At 71.3% G+C, this 18,189-nt stretch carries 21 protein-coding genes; 8 read left to right on the plus strand and 13 right to left on the minus strand.

Features of this window, described 5'->3' with window-relative positions:
* The 4 genes from ACILQS_RS10565 to ACILQS_RS10580 all read left to right on the plus strand — a co-directional run.
* Positions 1–229, plus strand: a 229-nt coding sequence (locus ACILQS_RS10565; protein WP_395640086.1) for a phosphoribosyltransferase, incomplete at its 5' end; no start/stop codon positions are given.
* The gene (locus tag ACILQS_RS10570) at positions 226–909 is read left to right on the plus strand and encodes a uracil-DNA glycosylase (protein ID WP_395640087.1); all 684 of its coding nucleotides are present in this window, start codon (positions 226–228) and stop codon (positions 907–909) included. The genes ACILQS_RS10565 and ACILQS_RS10570, both read left to right, overlap by 4 nt.
* 9 nt (positions 910–918) lie before the next feature.
* Complete coding sequence (locus ACILQS_RS10575; RefSeq protein ID WP_395640088.1) at positions 919–1,497, plus strand: GNAT family N-acetyltransferase; 579 nt, start codon at positions 919–921, stop codon at positions 1,495–1,497.
* On the plus strand, positions 1,494–1,913 hold the full coding sequence (locus ACILQS_RS10580; RefSeq protein ID WP_395640089.1) for a VOC family protein: 420 nt from the start codon (positions 1,494–1,496) through the stop codon (positions 1,911–1,913). The genes ACILQS_RS10575 and ACILQS_RS10580 overlap by 4 nt, the downstream gene beginning before the upstream one ends.
* Before the next feature lie 46 nt (positions 1,914–1,959).
* On the opposite strand, the gene ACILQS_RS10585 is transcribed toward ACILQS_RS10580, so the two are convergent.
* Genes ACILQS_RS10585 through ACILQS_RS10600 form a run of 4 tightly spaced genes read right to left on the minus strand, consistent with a single transcriptional unit; the run spans position 1,960 to position 4,677 of the window.
* Entirely contained in the window at positions 1,960–2,577 is a 618-nt protein-coding gene (locus tag ACILQS_RS10585; protein WP_395640090.1) for a hypothetical protein, read from the minus strand.
* Between the two features lie 44 nt (positions 2,578–2,621).
* Positions 2,622–3,401, minus strand: a complete 780-nt coding sequence (locus ACILQS_RS10590) for an ABC transporter permease (protein ID WP_395640091.1) — start codon at positions 3,399–3,401, stop codon at positions 2,622–2,624.
* A complete protein-coding gene (locus ACILQS_RS10595) occupies positions 3,398–4,306 on the minus strand; it encodes an ABC transporter ATP-binding protein (protein ID WP_395640092.1) in 909 nt (302 codons plus the stop codon). The genes ACILQS_RS10590 and ACILQS_RS10595 overlap by 4 nt, the downstream gene beginning before the upstream one ends.
* Before the next feature lie 5 nt (positions 4,307–4,311).
* Positions 4,312–4,677, minus strand: a complete 366-nt coding sequence (locus tag ACILQS_RS10600; RefSeq protein ID WP_395640093.1) for a GntR family transcriptional regulator — start codon at positions 4,675–4,677, stop codon at positions 4,312–4,314.
* A 100-nt stretch (positions 4,678–4,777) separates the two neighbouring features.
* On the opposite strand from ACILQS_RS10600, the gene ACILQS_RS10605 reads away from it, so the two are divergent.
* Together ACILQS_RS10605 and ACILQS_RS10610 are read left to right on the plus strand one after the other, a co-directional pair.
* Entirely contained in the window at positions 4,778–6,196 is a 1,419-nt protein-coding gene (locus tag ACILQS_RS10605; RefSeq protein ID WP_395640094.1) for an amidase, read from the plus strand.
* 41 nt (positions 6,197–6,237) lie between these two features.
* A complete protein-coding gene (locus tag ACILQS_RS10610; protein ID WP_395640095.1) occupies positions 6,238–6,594 on the plus strand; it encodes an SIP domain-containing protein in 357 nt (118 codons plus the stop codon).
* On the opposite strand, the gene ACILQS_RS10615 is transcribed toward ACILQS_RS10610, so the two are convergent.
* Both ACILQS_RS10615 and ACILQS_RS10620 read right to left on the minus strand, forming a co-directional pair.
* Positions 6,591–7,082, minus strand: a complete 492-nt coding sequence (locus ACILQS_RS10615; protein WP_395640096.1) for a hypothetical protein — start codon at positions 7,080–7,082, stop codon at positions 6,591–6,593. The genes ACILQS_RS10610 and ACILQS_RS10615 overlap by 4 nt on opposite strands.
* On the minus strand, positions 7,079–7,816 hold the full coding sequence (locus ACILQS_RS10620; RefSeq protein WP_395640106.1) for a crotonase/enoyl-CoA hydratase family protein: 738 nt from the start codon (positions 7,814–7,816) through the stop codon (positions 7,079–7,081). Before ACILQS_RS10620 ends, ACILQS_RS10615 begins: the two co-directional genes overlap by 4 nt.
* Positions 7,817–7,929: 113 nt before the next feature.
* On the opposite strand from ACILQS_RS10620, the gene ACILQS_RS10625 reads away from it, so the two are divergent.
* Positions 7,930–8,511 carry a hypothetical protein gene (locus ACILQS_RS10625; RefSeq protein ID WP_395640097.1) on the plus strand — a complete coding sequence of 194 codons (582 nt, stop codon included), beginning with the start codon at positions 7,930–7,932 and terminating at the stop codon, positions 8,509–8,511.
* Between the two features lie 24 nt (positions 8,512–8,535).
* Here the strand turns inward: ACILQS_RS10625 and ACILQS_RS10630 are convergent, their stop codons facing one another.
* From ACILQS_RS10630 to ACILQS_RS10660, 7 genes are all read right to left on the minus strand, one after another.
* Entirely contained in the window at positions 8,536–9,339 is an 804-nt protein-coding gene (locus ACILQS_RS10630) for an arginase family protein (RefSeq protein WP_395640098.1), read from the minus strand.
* A complete protein-coding gene (locus ACILQS_RS10635) occupies positions 9,336–10,331 on the minus strand; it encodes a DUF418 domain-containing protein (RefSeq protein ID WP_395640099.1) in 996 nt (331 codons plus the stop codon). The genes ACILQS_RS10630 and ACILQS_RS10635 overlap by 4 nt, the downstream gene beginning before the upstream one ends.
* A gap of 104 nt (positions 10,332–10,435) precedes the next feature.
* Positions 10,436–11,173 (minus strand): PspA/IM30 family protein, encoded by a 738-nt coding sequence (locus ACILQS_RS10640; RefSeq protein WP_395640100.1) that lies wholly within the window; start codon positions 11,171–11,173, stop codon positions 10,436–10,438.
* Between the two features lie 1,338 nt (positions 11,174–12,511).
* Positions 12,512–13,114 (minus strand): TPM domain-containing protein, encoded by a 603-nt coding sequence (locus tag ACILQS_RS10645; protein WP_395640101.1) that lies wholly within the window; start codon positions 13,112–13,114, stop codon positions 12,512–12,514.
* Positions 13,115–13,184: 70 nt separating this feature from the next.
* Positions 13,185–13,925 (minus strand): hypothetical protein, encoded by a 741-nt coding sequence (locus ACILQS_RS10650; RefSeq protein WP_395640102.1) that lies wholly within the window; start codon positions 13,923–13,925, stop codon positions 13,185–13,187.
* Positions 13,909–14,472 carry a SigE family RNA polymerase sigma factor gene (locus ACILQS_RS10655; RefSeq protein ID WP_395640103.1) on the minus strand — a complete coding sequence of 188 codons (564 nt, stop codon included), beginning with the start codon at positions 14,470–14,472 and terminating at the stop codon, positions 13,909–13,911. The genes ACILQS_RS10650 and ACILQS_RS10655 overlap by 17 nt, the downstream gene beginning before the upstream one ends.
* 175 nt (positions 14,473–14,647) lie before the next feature.
* The gene (locus ACILQS_RS10660; RefSeq protein WP_395640104.1) at positions 14,648–16,528 is read right to left on the minus strand and encodes a phosphoenolpyruvate carboxykinase (GTP); all 1,881 of its coding nucleotides are present in this window, start codon (positions 16,526–16,528) and stop codon (positions 14,648–14,650) included.
* Between the two features lie 128 nt (positions 16,529–16,656).
* Between ACILQS_RS10660 and ACILQS_RS10665 the strand changes: the two genes are divergently transcribed.
* Positions 16,657–18,090 carry a helix-turn-helix domain-containing protein gene (locus tag ACILQS_RS10665; RefSeq protein WP_395640105.1) on the plus strand — a complete coding sequence of 478 codons (1,434 nt, stop codon included), beginning with the start codon at positions 16,657–16,659 and terminating at the stop codon, positions 18,088–18,090.
* Positions 18,091–18,189: the final 99 nt, after the last annotated feature.

Here is an 18,189-nt window from a genome sequence, read left to right on the forward strand (position 1 = left end):
GCTGCAGGGCAAGAGCGTCCTGCTCGTCGACGACGTCGCCGACTCGGGTCGTACGCTCAAACTCGTGCTCCAGTTGCTCCAGGCGGGCGGCGGCGAGGTGCGCACCGTCTGCATCTACACGAAGCCCTGGACCGTGCAGCAGCCGACCTATACCTGGCGGCACACCGACAAGTGGATCATGTTCCCCTGGTCGAGCGAGGGGCCCGTTCCCTATCCCGAGGGCGTGTGAGTCAGCCGAAGCCGCTCGCCGATCTGGTCGACCCGGGCTGGGCCGTCGCCCTCGAACCGGTCGCCGGTCGGGTCGCCGCGATGGGGGAGTTCCTGCGAGCCGAGCTCGCCGCCGGGCGCCGCTACCTCCCCGAGGGGCCGAACGTGCTCCGGGCGTTCACCGCGCCGTTCGACCGCGTGCGGGTGCTCATCGTCGGCCAGGATCCTTACCCGACGCCGGGTCATCCGATCGGACTGTCGTTCGCCGTCGAGCGGCACGTGCGCCCGGTGCCGCGCAGCCTGCAGAACATCTACCAGGAACTCGAGGCCGATCTCGGCATCCCGCCGGTCGCCCACGGCGACCTGACCGCGTGGGCCGACCAGGGCGTGCTGCTGCTCAACCGGGTGCTGACGGTGCAGGCCGGCGCCTCGGGATCCCATCGCGGCAAAGGGTGGGAGGAGGTGACCCAGGCCGCGATCGAGGCCCTCGTCGCCCGCGGGACCCCGCTCGTCGCGATCCTCTGGGGTCGGGATGCCGGCACCCTGCGTCCCATGCTCGGCGGGACCGAGATCATCGCCTCGGCGCATCCCTCCCCGCTGTCGGCATCCAGCGGGTTCTTCGGGTCGAAGCCGTTCAGCCGGGCCAACGCGTTGCTCACCGCCGCGGGAGCCGACCCGATCGACTGGCGGCTGCGCGCCTAAGCTCGCCTCATGCTGGAGGAGGAGTACAACCCGCGCCGCAAGCTGCCGCCCCACCTCAAGCCGGCGCCGCCGGTCGATCCCGAGTTCGCCTTCGAACTGCGGGATGCCACGGCCCGCGACATCCCGTACATGCTCGAGATCTACAACCACTACGTCGCCAACTCGACCGTCACCTTCGACGAGGAACCGCTCACGCTGAAGGAGATGCGCAAGCGGTTCGCGCTCGTCGCCGATCTCGGCTATCCGTGGATCGTCGCCGTCAGCCCGCGCGGCGTGCTCCTCGGCTACGCGTACGTCACCCCGTGGAAGCCGAAGGCGGCGTACCGGTTCACCGTCGAGAACTCGATCTACCTCGGTCCCGCGTCGACCGGCAAGGGCGTCGGCAAGGCGCTGATGGCTGAGCTGCTCACGCGCTCGAAGGCCGCCGGCATCAAGGAGATCATCGCCGTGATCGCCGACAAGGGGGCCGAGCCGTCCGTCGCGATGCACCGCAACTTCGGGTTCGTCGAGATCGGGCACATGGGCAAGGTGGGCTTCAAGTTCGACCGCTGGCTCGGCACCTACCTGCTGCAGAAGAGCCTCAAGTGACCGACGGTCCGGTCGCGCAGCTGCGCCTGGTGCTCGAGACCGAGGATCTCGACGCGGCGCTCGCCTTCTATCGGGATGTGCTCGGCCTGCGGGAGCTGGAGGCGTACGACGGCGACGGGGGAGCGCGCGTCGTGATCCTGGAGGTGCCCACGGCGACGATCGAGCTCTCCAACTCCGCGCAGATCGCCTACATCGACGCCGTCGAGGTGGGGCGGCCGGTCGCGCACCCGTACGCGCCGACGGTGCGGGTCGCCTTCGAAGTGCCGGATGCCGCGGCGGCCACCGCGCGGCTCGCGGCCGGTGGCGCCGAGGTCGTGGCGGATCCCGTCGAGACCCCGTGGCGGTCGCTCAACGCGCGCCTGGAAGCTCCGGGCGGGATGCAGATCACCGTGTTCGAGGAGCTCGGCCCCGCCTGACGGGCCGCCCCGCCTGACGGGCCGCGTCGGGCCCAGCGCGTCGGGCCTACCGCTCGGCGTAGACCTGCGCGGTCACCTCGTCGACGAGCTCGGTCGCCTGCTGGAACCGTTCCTCGCCGCCGACCGCCTCGACGACCGAGATCCAGCTCTCCGTGCGGATCACGTGGAGTTCGGCCGGTGCGCTCACGTCATCGCCGATGCGGGCGTAGGTGAGACCGCCCTCGACCTGCGATTCGACGAGCCCGTTGTCGATCAGCGCCTTCACGATGCCCGAGCGGTTCGAGGCGGTGATCGGCGCGACCGAGACGATCACCGTCGTCGCTGTCTCGTCCTCGTCGCCCCAGACGCAGGTGATACCGCCCGCCCGTTCCTCGGGCGTGGGATCTTCGAAGTAGTCCTCGCCGTACCGCCCGTCCGGCCCGCCGAGGAGGTCGCGACCGGCGGCGTCGAACGCGCTCTGCGTCGACGCGGTGAGGATGTCGGCGCACAACTCGGGCATCGCGAACACCGGGGCGTCGGGAGTGGTGGTCTCCGCGGTGCCGGTCGGCGTCGGGTCGGCCGCGGGCTGCCCGGTGCCTCCGTCGTTCTCCGGAGCCTCGGGGGTGCAGCCGGCGAGCAGAGCGATGCCGATCGCCGCGATCACGACTCCGTAGCCGATCCTCATGGGCGCCCCTTTCCCCGTGTCAGGGACAGTACCACCGCGAACCGTCACGACCGAGGCGTCGCCCGCCGCAGGATCAGGTGCCCGGCCACCCCTGCCACGATGCTCACCGGCAGGCTCAGCGCGTAGCCGCCGAGGAACCCGATCGCGACGAAGAACTCCCCGAACGCGCCCCAGCTCGACGTGAGCGTGGCGAGGGCAACCAGTCCGATCAGCACGACGGCGAGGGCCAGGAAGAACAGGATGAGGCCGCGCGCGCGGTAGCGCACGTAGATCGCTCCGAACACCGAGCCGATGGCGAAGAAGAACAGGAAGCCCGTGAAGGTGGTGAACAGTCGGGTGCCCCAGGCGTCGTCGGGTCCGAAGTAGAAGCTGTTGAACATCGCGCCGCCCATGCCCCAGCCGTTCGTCGCCTTCTCGACGATCGCGAGTCCGGTGTAGATCAGTGCCCACGCCGCGGACAGGCCGACGAAGGTCGCCGCGGTGCCCAGCGAGAAGTCGCGGCGCGTCGATCCGAAGCCGAGCGCGAACGGGAATGCCAGGTTCATGGCCTGGATGGCGACGACCATCATGTAGACGAAGGTCCAGAGCGAGGCACCGCTGAACTGGAACCCCTGCGAAACGTCCGCGACGGATTGCGGGTCGGTCGGCGAGGCGGAGCGCACCAGGAACCAGATGACCCAGTTCGCCAGGAAGATGATGCCCAGCACCAGCAGCGGCGTCACGATGATCGTGAACGGGTTCGCCAGGTGGAGGCGCACGACGTTCCGCAGGCGCTGCGTCAGCGGGCGGGCCGCGATGGCGGCGGGGACGGTGATCGCGCTCATGCGCTCTTCTCCTCGGAGGTGGCCGACGCGAGGTCGTGGGTGGTGCCCGTGGTGAGACGCACCACGAGCTGCTGAAGGGAGACTTTGCCGAGCTCGAGGCCCGCGGCCCGGGCGGCGAGACGCTCCGCCTCAGAGAGGCCGGCGATGGTGACCGACGACAGGCCGCCGATCCCTTCGCGGTGCAGCACCTCACGGGCGCCGACGAACCTCTCGACCGCGTCACGCCCGCCGACGATCGTGCTGGCGGAGCCGCGGAGCTCGTCGGCCGGGCTGTCGACGAGCAGGCGCCCGTCGTCGATGACGAGGACGTGCTCCAGGAGGTCGCTCACCTCGTCGATGAGGTGCGTCGAGAGCACGACGGTGCGCGGGTGCTCCGCGTAGTCCTCGAGGAGGCGGTCGTAGAAGAGCTGTCGGGCGACGGCGTCCAGCCCCAGGTAGGGCTCGTCGAAGAAGGTCAGCGGCGCGCGCGAGGCGAGTCCGACGACGACGCCGACGGCCGAGAACTGCCCGCGCGAGATCTTCTTCATCCGGCCCTCGAGCGGCAGCCGGAAGTCGGTGACGAGGCGGTCGGCGAACTCCTGGTCCCAGTGCGGGAAGAACCACGGCGCCGTGCGCAGCACGTGCTTGACCTTGAAGTCGTCGGGATACTTCTGGCTCTCCTTGATGAAGCACACCCGCTCGAGCACGGCCGCGTTCTCGACGGGGGTCTGCCCGAAGACGCGGATCGAGCCCGAGGTGGCGAACTCCTGCCCGGTGAGCAGTGACATGAGGGTGGTCTTGCCGGCGCCGTTGCGGCCGAGGAGCCCGTAGATGCGGTTCTCCTCCAGCCGGAAGGTGACGGACTCGACCGCGTGGACGGGGCCGAAGTGCTTGGTGAGGTCACGGACCTCGACGACGGTGGTCATGAGAGTCAGGACTCCTTCTCGGTGGGACGTTGCTGGATGAGGCGCACCAACTGCTCGTCGTCGATGCCGAGCTTGCGGGCTTCGGCGAGCAGCGGGGCGAGGTACTGGTCGCGGAAGCGCTCGCGGCGCTCGCTCACGAGTCGGGCGCGTGCGCCGTGGGCGACGAACATGCCGATCCCTCGCTTCTTGTAGAGGATGCCGGCGTCCACGAGCACCCCGACGCCCTTGCCGGCCGTGGCCGGGTTGATGCGCAGGAAGGCGGCGAACTCGTTGGTCGACGGAACCTGGGTCTCTTCAGGGAGGGCTCCGGAGATGATGTCGTTCTCGATCTGCTCGGCGATCTGCTGGAAGATCGGGCGGCCTTCATCCATGGCGTCCTCCTTTCGCGGCTGGGGGCGTTGGTTGGTTAGTTACTTGAGTGACTAACCAACCAGGCGGCGCGGGCGATGTCAAGCTCCGTAGTCTGAGGACGTGTCCGAACTGCACGACCTCACGGCCCTCGAGCAGCTGGAGCGGATGCGTCGCCGCGAGATCTCGCCGCTCGAACTCGCCGAGCACTACCTCGCGCGGATCGCCCGGCTGGACCCGGGCCTCGGCGCCTTCGCCGCGGTGACGAGCGAGGGAGCACGCACCCGGGCCGTCGACGTCGTGCGGCTGTCGCCGGCGCTGCCGATCTGGGGGCTGCCGTTCGCCGACAAGGACCTCGTCGCCCGTGCCGGCGTGCCGACGCGGTACGGGTCGCGGGCGTTTCTCGACAACGTGCCCGAGGAATCCGACGAGTTGGCCCGCTGGCTCGACGCCTCCGGCGGCGTGAGTCTCGGCAAGACCTCGGCGCCGGAGTTCGGGTTCCCCAGCTACACCGAGCCCCTTGCCGGGCCGATCGCGCGCAATCCGTACGACACCGCGCTCGGTGCCGGAGGATCCAGTGGGGGCGCGGCCGTCGCCGTCGCCGCGGGCCTCCTGCCGTTCGCCCCCGGGTCCGACGGCGGCGGATCGGTGCGCATCCCGGCCGCCGCGACCGGGCTCGTGGGGCTCAAACCGTCCCGCGGACGGGTGCCCGCGCTCGGCGGCTTCACGAGTCTCGCCGGTCTGGTGACCGCCGGACCGCTGGCCCGCACCGTCGGCGACGCCGCCCTCCTGCTCGACGCGCTCGCCGGCGACGGGAGCCCGCTGTGGTCGACGGTCGCCCCGGACGCGCGGGAGGGGCCGTTCCTCGGCTTCGCGGTGCGCGGCGAGGGCCGATTCTCGATCGGCGTCTCCCGCGACAGCCCGTGGGCGACCGCCTACGACCTCCAGATCGCGCCGGAGGCCGAGGAGGCCCTGCAGATCGCCCTGACGCACCTGGATGCCATGGGCCACGGGATCGAGGAGCTCGCGTTCGACCCCGAGCCCGGCTACGCGGCGGCGTTCCGCACGGTCTGGCAGGCGGGCGCGGCCAACATCCCGGTCGAGGGGGAGCAACTCGATCTCGTCGAGCCGCTCACCCGCTGGCTCGTCGAGGTGGGCCGCTCGATCAGCGCGCGCGAACTCGGCGCGGCGCTGACCTGGCTGGCCGGCTTCGAGCGGCGGTTCATCGCGCGCGCGGCGCGAGTGGATGCCGTGCTCACCCCCGCGATGGCCCTCACCCCACGCCCGATCGGCTGGTACGACGCCGACGACGGGGAGCGCAACTTCGCGCAGCAGGTGCTCTACACGCCGTTCACGAGCATGGTGAACGTGAGCGGTCTGCCGGCGATCGTGCTGCCGGTGCACGTCACCGCGGACGGGCTGCCGATGGCCGTCCAGTTGATCGGCCGACCCGGACGGGAGGACGTGCTGCTCGCGATCGGCGCGCAAGTGGAGCGCCGGCTGCACTGGGAGCGGCGGCACCCGCCGGCCTGGACTTCGTAGGTTAGGCAGTACTCAGTAAGGCCTGCCTATACTGAGTCGCGATGTTCCTCTCCGATCTCCTCCCCGCCTCGATCTCCTGGCAGCCCGCTGCCGGCGATCTCGTGCTGCTCGGTGCCGTCGCGGAGGACATCCCGGTCGTCGAGACTGTGCTCGCGACCCTCCCGTCGCGCGCGCGCGGGCAGGTCTTCGTCGAGGTGGGCTCCGCCGCGGACATCCGCGAACTCCTCGCGCCCGGCCGCGTCTGCGTGACCTGGCTGCGCCGCGACCTCGGGCAGTCGCTCCGCGGCGCGGTCGACGCCTGGCTCGGCGAGATGCTACCCGTCGACCTCGAGCGCGAGCACCGCGTCTACGGCTGGGTCTCGGGCGACCGCGCGGCGCGCGCCCTCACCAACGCCTAACGGCCCCGGCCCGGGAACCCGCCCGGACGGGGCTTCCGCGGACGCACGTAGCCGCCCTTCTCCAGGCCGGCCTCGACCTCGAACCGGTTGGTCAGCGCCGGGGAGCCGGCCGCGACGTAGAGCGCGATGAACACCAGTCCGTACTTCTTCCACTGCGCCCGGTGCACCGCCTCGTGCTCGAGGACATCGGCGCCGACATTGTCGGTCGTCAGGTAGATCGCCCCGATCGTCGTGCCGCCGCGCCCGTAGGCCCACGTCGGCAACTTCGAGAAGTAGTGGATGCCGGGCCCCGACGTGTAGCGACCGAAGAGGAGGCGGCCCCAGAGCCACGCGCACGCGGTCGCGAACCAGTAGCCGGGTCGAGCGACCACCGGCCAGAGCAGGAACCGGCGGAGCCCCGGGACCCGGGCGCCGACGCGCACGACCGAGCCGACCACCCGCTCGGCCCGCGTGAGCCGGGCGGGATCCGGCCGGATCGGCAGGGTCATCGTCCGCGGAACTCGGGCTGGTCGCGGGCGACGAACGCGCGCATCCCCTCGGCCGCGTCCTCGCTCGCCGCGAGCCGCACGAGCTCGGGTTGCAACCGCTGCTCGGCTCGGGCGTCGCCGTCGCGGATCGCCTCCCGCGCGTTGGCGAGCGTGGCCTGCACCGCCAGGGGGGCTTGAGCGGCGATCCGGCCCGCGATCTCCCGGGCGCGCTCCAGCTGGCTGCCGTGCGGCACGACCTCCTGCACGAGGCCGATGCGGTGGGCCTCCGCGGCGTCGAACGAGTCGCCGGTCAGCATCCAGCGCATCGCGTTGCCCCAGCCGACCGCGCGCGGGAACCGGATCGTCGCGCCGCCGAACGGCAGGATGCCGCGCTGCACCTCGATCTGCCCGAACACCGTCGAGTCGGCGGCGACCACGACGTCGCTCGCGAGCGCGAGTTCGATGCCGAGCGTCAGGCACATCCCCTGCACGGCGACGACGACGGGCTTGCGCTGGAATTCGCCCTCGACCTGCCACGGGTTGAGGCCGCCGTCGGGCACGAGATCGAGCCCGTTCGGGCCGATCCGCGGAGCGACGTCGCCGAGATCGAGACCCCCGGTGAAGTGGTCGCCGTGCGCGAACACGACGCCCGCGCGCAGCTCGGGATCGCGGTCCAGTTCGCCGTAGGCCAGGCAGAGCTCCTGGAGCATCGCGAAGTCGGCGGCGTTGCGCTTCTCCGGGCGGTTCAGGCCCATGAGCAGCAGGTGCCCGTCGCGTTCGATCGTCACCCGTTCAGCCACGTTCTCAGCGTACGCGTCGGGGGTGCGGCATCCGATAGCGTTCAGACAACGTCCCGCTGGAGGTCCTCGTGCGTTCCCGTCTCCTGACCGTCTCCGTCGTCGCCACTGCCGCGGTGGCGCTGCTCGCCGGCTGCACGTTCAGCGTCGGCCTCGACACCGCGCCGACCGTCTCTCCGGAGGAGATCGAGAACTCGGCGGCGGCCGCCCTCGAGCACCAGACCGATGTGCGCCCCGACATCGACTGCGGCGAGGAGCCGATCCCGGTCGAAGAGGGACGCTCGGTCACCTGCCTGCTCGTGGACCCCGTCGCGGGGCTCGAGTTCGACGTCGTCATCACCTTCAACGAGGTCGACGGCGACGACTACTTCTTCGACATCCAGGTCGCCGACGTCGCCAACAACGCCCCGGTTCCGACCGCCGAGCCGGGCGCGAGCGTGCCGATCGGCGACATCGAGGCGCTCGCCATCCAGGCGCTCAGCAGCACCCTCGACTTCGTGCCCGAGGTGACTTGCACCGGGACCGACGTCGAGATCGCCGCCGGCGTCACCGTCGACTGCAGCTACCCGTCGCCGGAGGGCGAAGTCGACGCGGTCGTCACGATCACGGCGTTCGACACGTCGACCGGGCGCTACACGATCCGGGTCGACTGAGTCCGCCCGCGTCCCACCCTCGGCTCAGTCGAGCGCGGCGATGATCCGCAGGATGGTCGACGCGTCGTCGGCCGCCTGCTCGGTGTCCGTGCCGTTGGGCGCGTAGGATGCCAGGGTCGCGCCGGCCAGCGGGAAGCGCGCGCGGAGAGCTTTGACGGCTCCGACGAGCGCCGCCGTGGTCATCCCGAACGGCGCCGGGTCGAGCAGGCCGTCGAGAGCGGCCGGGTCGAGCACGTCGAGATCGATGTGCACGTACACCGCGTCCGCGCCGGTGGCGGCGACCGCGTCGACCAGTTCGGCGGGGTCGGCGAGGTCGTCGACGCCGAAGGCCCGGATGCCGGCCGCGGCGGCGAACTCCTCCTCGGCGGCGTCCCAGATCCGTTGCCCGGCGAGCACGACCCGCGCGGCGTCGATGTCGCCGTCGTCGATCGCGGCGCGCAGCACCATCCCGGCGAACGCCCCCGACGGAGAGGAGGCGGGGGTATTGAGGTCGGGGTGGGCGTCGAACCAGACGACGGCCGTCGACGGATGCCGGTTCGCGGCGACCGCGATCCCCGCCGACGAGACCCCGCAGTCGCCTCCGACGACGACGAACGGACCCTCGACGTCCTGGAGGACGACCGACGTGCGCTCGCGCACCAGTTGCACCGAGGTGTAGCGGGAGATGCCGGAGCCCTGCTCGTCGCCCGCCTCGAGCGGCACGGCGACCTCCGTCGTGGCGGAGGCCGGCAGATCGGACCGGAGCGCCGCGACGCCCTCGGCGAGGCGCATCGCGCGCGGGGAGGGGGAGCCCTGCCACTGCGGGACGAGCACGAACCGGAGGGTCACGGAGCCAGCCTAGGCCGCACCGGCTCGCGCGCGACGAGGCGCGTCAGCGCACGCAGCCCGAGCTCGAGCGGGCCGGTGCCGACGAACCGGCGCCAGAGCGTCGCGACGAGGAGAGCACCGATGGCGAGTGCGGGGAAGAGCCATCCCGGGGTCTCCCAGCGGTCGGGGTTCTCCGCGGCGGCGCGCACGATCGCGAGCACGACGGCGTGGGCCGTGTACAGCGTGAGGGCCATCGCGCCGGCGGCCGCGACCGGGGCGAGCACGAGGCGCAGCACCCGCGCGACCCGCTCGCCGACGCCCGACGCGGAGTCGAGCAGGCAGAGCCCGCCGATCACCGCCACAGCCAGACCCCCGGAGCCGACGACTTCTGCGGTCGTGCCGGTGTGCGCCCCCGCGTCGACGCCCGGAACGACGAGCGTCGACCCGTACCCGAGCACCGCGGCGAGAGCGCCGAGCACGAGGGCGAGGGCCGCCGTGGTGCGGTCGCGCAGATCCGAGCGGGCGAGGAACAGTCCGATGAGAAGGAAGGCGAGCCAGACCACCACCGGGTAGTTGCCGAAGAACAGCCACACGGCGAAGACCTGGAGCGGGCCCGCGACGTTCTCGAGTTCGATCGCCCCGGTCACGGCCGCGACGACGAGCGGACCGACGATCGCGAACACCGCGGCCAACAGCGCGAGCACCGGGCGGGCGACGAACAGCACCGCGATGAGCAGCAGGAACGCGAAGCCGTAGGAGTCGAGGATGACGGCGATCGGCGGCTGCAGGAGGGAGGTCAGGGCGAGCCCGAGCAGCACGAGCACGGCCCCCCGGACCAGCACGACCAGTCGACCCCGCGCCCGATCGCCCGCCGGCGGCGGCGTCGACGCCCCGGTGATCAGGCCGAGCGAGACGCCCGCGACGGTTGCGAACAGGATCGACGACCGGCCGTCGTAGAGCTGCTCGCCGCGCAGCATGATCGTGTGGGCCGCGAACATCCCGAGCAGCGCCACCCCGCGCGCGGCGTCGACGCCGAACAGACGGCTCGTCGACGAACGGGGAGGGGCCGCGGGTGCCCGCGGACCCTCCCCGTCTCGAGCGACGGACTCGGCGATCCTCAGCTGCCGGCGGTGAGGGCGCTCGAGCCGCCGGACTTCAGCTCGGCGAGACGCGCCTCGACCTCGGCTTTCTTGTCCAGATCCTCGAGCGACTCGAACTGGGCGTCGAGGCTGGACGCGGCGAGCTCCTGCTGGCCGAGCACCTTCGCCTCTTCGCGGCGGATCTTCTCCTCGAACCGGCCGAGTTCGCTCGTCGGGTCGAGCACGTCGATGCTCTGGATGGCGTCGTGCACCTGCGACTGAGCCTCGGCGGTCTTCGCCCGGGCGATCAGCTCGTCGCGCTTGCTCGTCAGGTCGTTGAGCTTCTCGCGCATCTTCTCGAGGCCATCCTTGAGCTGCGCGACCACTTGGGTCTGCGACGCGATCGACGGCTCGACCGACTTCGCCTCGTTCTCGGCGGAGATCTGCTTGCCGATCGCGATCTTGGCGAGCTTGTCGAACTTGTCGGCGTCCTCGACGCTGCCCGCGGCGCGGAGCTCCGAGCCCTTGGCGCTGGCGGCGAGGGCCTTGCGACCCCAGTCGGCCGCCGACTCGATGTCTTCGGCGTGGTCCTGCTCCATGAGGCGCAGGTTGCCGATCGTCTGAGCGACGGCGCTCTCGGCCTCGGCGATGGAGTTGGTGAAGTCGCGCACCAGCTGGTCGAGCATCAGCTGGGGGTCTTCGGCCTGGTCGAGCAGCGCGTTGATGTTCGCGCGCACGAGCTGCGAGATGCGGCCGAGGATGGACTGCTTTGCCATGGTGTGCCTTTCGTAACCTTCGGTTGAGTGGAGTCTAGAAGCGGCCGCCCCGCGAGCGGCGCCCGCCGGACGAGGAAGATCGACGGCTCGACCCGGAGCTGCGGCGCGACGAGCCGCCGAAGCTGCCGAAGCCACCCGACCCGGAGGAACGGCGACCGCCGCCGCTCCATCCGGAGGACGACGAACCCGAGCCGGAGAAGAGCCCCTCGAGGATGCCGCCGAGGATCGCGCCGCCCCAGTCCTCACCGGCGGAGCCGTACGACAGGTCGCGTCTCGGCGTGTCGAACGACGCGACCTCCGAGCGCGCGAGGGACAGCGCCGACCCGGCGAGGCGCGCGGAGTCGTGGGCGGCGGTGAGGGCGCCCACCGGGTCGGTCGCGCCGAGCGCGAGAGCCTGCGTGAGCCGGCTCTCCGCCTCGGCCAGCCGCGCGCGGGCGCTCGCGCCGACGGCCCCGCGCCGGGTCGTGAGGTACTCGCGAGCGGAGGCGACCGAGCCCTGCGCCTCCGCGGTCACGCGGTCGAGCTGGGCGGCCGCCCGCGCGACCTGTGCCTGCCGGTCGCGCACCGCGGCGAGGTCCCGGTTGAGGGCTGCGTTCACCTGTTCCACGGCAGCGAGGGCGGTGGCGGGATCCTGGCTCTGTGCGGCGGCGAGGGTGCGCTCCGCGTCGGCGATCACGGCATCCAGCCCGGTGCCGTCGGCGGCGCGTGCCTCCGCGACATCGGAGCGCGTGTCGGCGACCGCAGCATCGAGGCGGGCGTCCAGGGCCGGCAACTCGGTCGCTGCGGTGTCGATCGCGGCGAGGAGTTGCGTCACCTGCCCGACCGCCTGCTGTGCCGTGCGCACGGCGACCGCCGCCTGGCCGGCTTCCCCGGCCGCGAGGGCACCTCGGGCTGTCGCGAGCGACGTCCCGGCGTTCGCGGCGAGCTTGCGGGCCTGGGCCGGGTTCTCGTCGATGGCCTCGACGGCCGGCGCGCCGAATCGCGTCCGCAGATCGGCGACGGTCGCCTCGGCGGCGTCGATGCGTGCGGCGAGCGCGGCCTGCTCGGCGCCGACCGTCTCCACGAGTTGCGGGGCGTTCTTCTCGAGGTCGCGGAGCGCGTCGAACGCCGCGTCCTGCGCGTCGAGCGTGTCGTCGGCGGCTTCGCACAGCTCGATGATGCGCAACGTCAGGGTGCGACGCTCCTCGGCCGTCTCCGGCTGGGAGTCGTCGAGCCGGTGGCGGAGCTGAAACGCTTCCTTCACCTGCGTCCGCGCGGACTCGAGCGCCGCGCGGAAGGGGGTCGTCGATTCCTCGCCGAACTGCGCGACCGCGAAACCGAGCTCCTGCTCGCTCGTTTTCACCGCGTCGTCGAGCTGCACGAGCAGTGACCCGGCGCGGGTGTCGAGTTCCTTCGCCGACGCGCGTCCGGCCGCCTTCGCGCTGCGGCGCCGCCCGATCGCGATGCCGCCCGCGACGAGACCGCCGAGGGCGACGATTCCGCCCCCGATCGCGACCGGCACGACGGGGAACGGCGGGTCGAGCTGGTCGGCGATCGCGTGCGCGGCACCGACGGCAGCGCCGGTCCAGTCGTCGTCGCGCAGCGACTCCTCGATCCGGGTGAGCACGGCGTCGAGAGGGAGTAGGTGCGGTCGTCGACGGCGATCGCCAGCAGCACGTCGTCGACCCCGAGGCCGTTGCGCTCCGCGGTCCGGGTCGCCCAGTCGTCGGCGTTCGTCGGCGACTCGAAGGTCTCGACCACGACGACGAAGAGCGACACGCCCGTGCGCGCGAAGGTGTCGTCGATCGCGGCTTCGACGGTCGCGTCGTCGAGCACCCCGGCGGCATCGAGCACGGGGGACGCCCCCAGATCGACGGGCTCGTCGGCGACCACGGGGGACGCCATCAGGAACGCCAGTGCGACGCCCCCGAGCAGGGAACCGACGACGGCTCGGATGCGCATGTCTGGAGTTCCTCCCGGGTGCGGCTGTTCCCGAATCCTAGCGACGGGAGGGGTCACCGAAGCTGGGCGATCACCCGACGATCTCGATCGGCAGGGGTGATGCCGACGCCAGGATCACCGGACCGTCGTCCGTCGAGATCGACAGGGTCGCGAAGAGCTCGTACTGCCCGGGGTCGGCCGTCGGCAGCGGGTTCGCGGGATCGTCCATCACGAGGTCGTCCTCGGAACCGCAGACGACCCGGTCGAAGTAGGTCTCGTAGGTCACCGACTCGCCCGGGGCCAGGTCGACGATCCGGGCCGAGAGGTCCTGCACGGCGAACGAGTGCCAGATCACGATTCGGTCGCGGGTGAACGTCATCGTCGGCGCGGACGCCGTCGATCCCTGGATCGGGGCCGTTCCCTCGTTCCTCAGGGTCACCGTCAGGGGGATCCGTGTCTCGGGCTCGAAGACCGTCGGCAGGGAGATCTCGAGTGCGAGGTCGGGCGAGGGCGCGGCCACGGCGACGGGAGCCCCGCATTCGGGCGCACCCGACTTCAGAGCGTCCTGATCGACGAAGGGCGCGCTGTCGGCGGCGCTGCCGCCTGCGGCATCCTCGGCGGTCATCAGCGCCGCCTGCTGGGTCGGCTGGACGGCGACGACGGCGGTGAACAACGCGCCGATCACCGCCACGGACCCGAGCGCCTGCGCGGCGATCACCTTCGGGCGCCGGCGCCGTCGAGCCCGGGTGAGCACGGCATCCAGATCGATGGCGGCACGTCCTTCCGGATCGGGGTCGCGCAGCAGATCGCGCAGGTCAGATTCGGTGGCCACGGGTGGCCTCCTTCGGGATCGGGCGAGGGGTCAGCCGGTCTTCGACGGTTCCGTCGTCGGCGAGCGAGATCGCCATCTTGGCGAGCCCGTCGCTCAGGTAGCGCTTGACGGCTCCGGAGCTGATGCCGAGCGACTCGGCGATGTCGTCGACCTTGAGGTCGTCGTAGTAGCGCAGCACGAGACACGCTCGTTCTCGGGGCGTGAGTTTGCGGAGCTCTTCGTGCAGGTCGAGGCGTTCCTCGGAGGCCAGCACGGGGGAGGGCTGCTCGTCGGGTCGGTACTCGAGGGGTGCGATGCGACGCCACCGGGTGCTTCGTCGTCCCCCGTCCAGGTGGGCGTTGAGGATCGCGCGGCGCACGTAGGCCTCCGCGCTCGCGACGCCGAACCCGTTCCGCAGGCGACCGAAGGTGCGCACGAGTGCGTCCTGCACGAGATCGGCGGCATCGTCCCGGCTGCCGCAGAGCAGGGTCGCGTAGCGCAGCAACGCGTCGCCGCGCTGGGCGACCAGCTCGGTTACGACGCCTTCCCACGCGGCTCTCTCGGCCATCTGCACACCTCCCTCTACCTACCGAGACGTTCATGTGCGCCGAATGGTTGGGGTGAACGCCTCAGATGCGCCAATTGTCGCCCGTGGACGAAGGTGAGGATGCCGGGGTCGCCTCGAAAGGAAGAACGACGCACCGCCAGCGAGGTCGGTGCGCCGTTCTCGTCGGGGGAGCGGGTCAGCCCTGCGCGGCCTTCATCCGGTCGCGCAGCTCCTCGAGCTGGGTGGTGACGGCGGCGGGTACGCGCCCGTCGAAGGTGTCGAAGAACGCCGCGGCGTCGTCGGCCTCCGCCAGGTGCGCGGCGGGATCGATCGCGAACAGCTCGGCCCAGTCGGCATCCGACACGCCTGCGGCGGCGTGGTCGATCGCGCCGGGCGCCGGAAGCCAACCGAGCGGACTCTCGACGGCCGGCGCGGTGCCTTCGACGCGCTCGAGGATCCACGCCAGCACGCGGCCGTTCTCGCCGAATCCGGGCCACAGCCAGCGGCCGTCCTCGCCCTTGCGGAACCAATTCACCTGGAAGATCCGCGGCACGCCGCCCGTCTTGCGCAGGCCGGCCCCGACGTCGAGCCAGTGCTGCCAGTGGTCGGCCATGTTGTAGCCGCAGAACGGGAGCATCGCGAACGGGTCGCGGCGCAGCTCCCCGACAGTGCCCTCGGCGGCCGCCGTGCGCTCGGACGAGATCGTGGCGCCCAGAAAGACACCGTGTTCCCATCCGCGTGCCTCCGCCACCAGTGGCACGTTGGTGGCACGGCGTCCGCCGAAGATGATCGCGTCGATGACGACGCCCCGCGGGTCTTCCCAGTCGTCCGAGATGGACGGGCACTGGGATGCGGCCACGGTGAAACGGGAGTTCGGGTGCGCCGCCGGCGTCCCCGAGGCGGGCGACCAGTGCCGTCCGGTCCAGTCGACGAGGTCGTCGGGCGGGGTCTCGGTGAGACCCTCCCACCAGATGTCGCCGTCGGAGCGCAGGGCCACATTCGTGAAGATCGTGTTGCCCCAGACGGTGTCGACGGCGGTCGCATTGGTCGCCGCGCCGGTGCCGGGGGCGACGCCGAAGAAGCCCGCCTCCGGGTTGATGGCCCGGAGCTTGCCGTCGGGTCCGGGGGAGAGCCAGGCGATGTCGTCGCCGATCGTCTCGACCACCCAGCCGGGGATCGTCGGCTTGAGCATCGCGAAGTTGGTCTTGCCGCACGCGCTCGGGAAGGCGGCGGCGACGTGGAAGACGCGGCCCTTCGGGTTGGTCACCTTCAGCAGCAGCATGTGTTCGGCCAGCCAGCCCTCATCGCGGCCGATCGCCGAGGCGATGCGCAGCGAGAACGACTTCTTGCCGAGCAGGGCGTTGCCGCCGTACCCCGACCCGAAGGACCAGATCTCGCGGGTCTCCGGGAAGTGCGAGATGTACTTCGTGGCGTTGCACGGCCAGGCCACGTCGGGCTCACCGGGGGAGAGCGGGGCGCCGACGGTGTGCGCGGCCGGGACCCATTCGGTGTCGGGCCCGATCTGCGCCAGGGCCGCATGGCCCATGCGCGTCATGATCCCCATGCTGACCACGACGTAGGGGGAATCGGTGACCTGCACGCCGAGGCGCGCCATCGGGCTGCCGAGCGGACCCATCGAGAAGGGCACGACGTACATCGTGCGACCGCTCATCGAGCCCGCGAAGACACCGTCGAGCTCCGCCCGCATCGTGGCGGGATCCACCCAGTTGTTGGTGGGCCCCGCGTCGCTCTCCTCGGCAGAGCAGATGAAGGTGCGCGACTCGACGCGGGCGACGTCGTCGGGGTTGCTTCGGGCGAGGAAGCTGTACGGCCGGTGGTCGGCGTTGAGCCGGATGAGCGTTCCGCGTTCGACCATCCCACGGATCAGTTCGTCGGCCTCGCGCCGTGAGCCGTCGCACCAGACGACGGTGTCGGGGGTGGTCAGGTGGGCCATCTTCTCGACCCAGGAGATGACGCGGGGGTCGGTGCCGAGCGGGGGGACCGCCCAGAGCGGGGTGTGAACGGGCGTCTCGTCGCCGACGGCGTCGGCGGGACGGGGACCGGCGGTCAACGTCACGATGGCTCCTTTGCGGATCGGCGACGGCTGGTAAGAACTGCCGTCTATGACCACTGTGCGCTCCGGATATCGCGGCTGAGGCGAGAATGCCATGAAAGAATCACCATTCTTTCCGTATGCTTCAAATCATGAAGGACTTGGCGACCTTGGGGCAGCGGATGCGCCACTACCGCACCGAAGCCGGACTCACCCTCGAGCAACTCGGAGCCGACGTGGGCGTCGCGGGGAGCCAGCTCTCGCTGATGGAGAACGGTCGGCGCGAGCCGCGGCTGTCCCTGCTCGGCGCGATCGCGGCGCGGCTCGGCATCCCGATGACCGCCCTGCTCGACGAGTCCGCGCCGACCGAACGCGCCGGGCTGGAGATCGAGCTCGAGCGCGCCCAGTCGTCGCCCGTCTACGCCCAACTGGGCCTCCCCGTCGTCCGCGCCGGCAAGGGGATGCCCGACGAGACCCTCCGGGCGCTCGTCGGATTGCACCGGGAGCTCGCGCGCCGCTCGCGCGAGGCCATCGCCACCCCCGAGGAGGCGCGACGCGCGAACACCGAGCTGCGGGCCCGGATGCGCGCCCTCGACAACCACATGAGCGAGATCGACGACCTCGTCGAGGATGCGCTCCGTGATGTCGGCCACGTGAGCGGCGCGCTCACCCATCGCTCGGTGACCCTTTTGGCGCAACGCCTCGGCTTCGAACTGGTCTACGTCGCCGACCTCCCGCACTCGGCCCGCTCGGTGACGGATCTCGAGAACGGCCGCATCTACCTGCCGCCGGCCTCCATCCCGGGCGGGCACGGGCTGCGGTCCATGGCGCTGCAGGCGATCGCGCACCGACTGCTCGGGCACCAGGCCCCCGGCGACTACGCGGAGTTCCTGCAGCAGCGGCTCGAGATCAACTACTTCGCGGCGGCCGCGCTCATGCCGCGCACGCAAGCGGTGCAGTTCCTCCAGCAGGCGAAGGCCGACCGCGACATCGCCGTCGAGGACTTCCGCGACGCGTTCGGCGTCACCCACGAGAGCGCGGCCCTGCGGTTCACGAACCTCGCCACGCGGCACCTCGACATGCGGGTGCACTTCCTGCGCGTCGGCGGCGATGGCGCGATCTCGAAGGCGTACGAGAACGACGGACTCCCGTTGCCGATGGATGTCACCGGGTCGGTCGAGGGCGAGATCGTCTGCCGGTTCTGGAGCGCGCGGCGCGCCTTCGACCGCACCAACCGCACGACCGAGTTCTACCAGTACACCGACACCCCGAGCGGCACGTTCTTCGAGGCGACGCAGATCGGCACGAGCGCCGCGAACGACGAGTTCTCGATCACCCTCGGCGTGCCGTTCGACGACGCCAAGTGGTTCCGCGGGCGTGAGACGCAGCGGCGCGAGCAGTCACGCTGCCCCGACGCGAGCTGCTGCCGCCGGCCGCCTGCGGATCTCGCCGAGCACTGGTCGGGCAAGGCCTGGTCGAGCGCCAAAGTCCACGCGCACATCTTCTCGCCGCTCCCGTCGGGCACCTTCCCCGGCGTCGACGACCGCGAACTCTACGAGTTCCTGGAGAGTCACGCCTCGAGCTGAGCCGCCGCTTCCGCGCCCGCCCGGCGCAGCCAGCCGGCCGGGTCGGCGAGGGCGGCCTCTGTCGAGCCGGCGAGATCGACGAGAGAGAGGGATGCCGTG

Origin of the sequence: Pseudolysinimonas sp. (genome assembly GCF_044239695.1) — a bacterium.
Classification (GTDB): domain Bacteria; phylum Actinomycetota; class Actinomycetes; order Actinomycetales; family Microbacteriaceae; genus Pseudolysinimonas_A.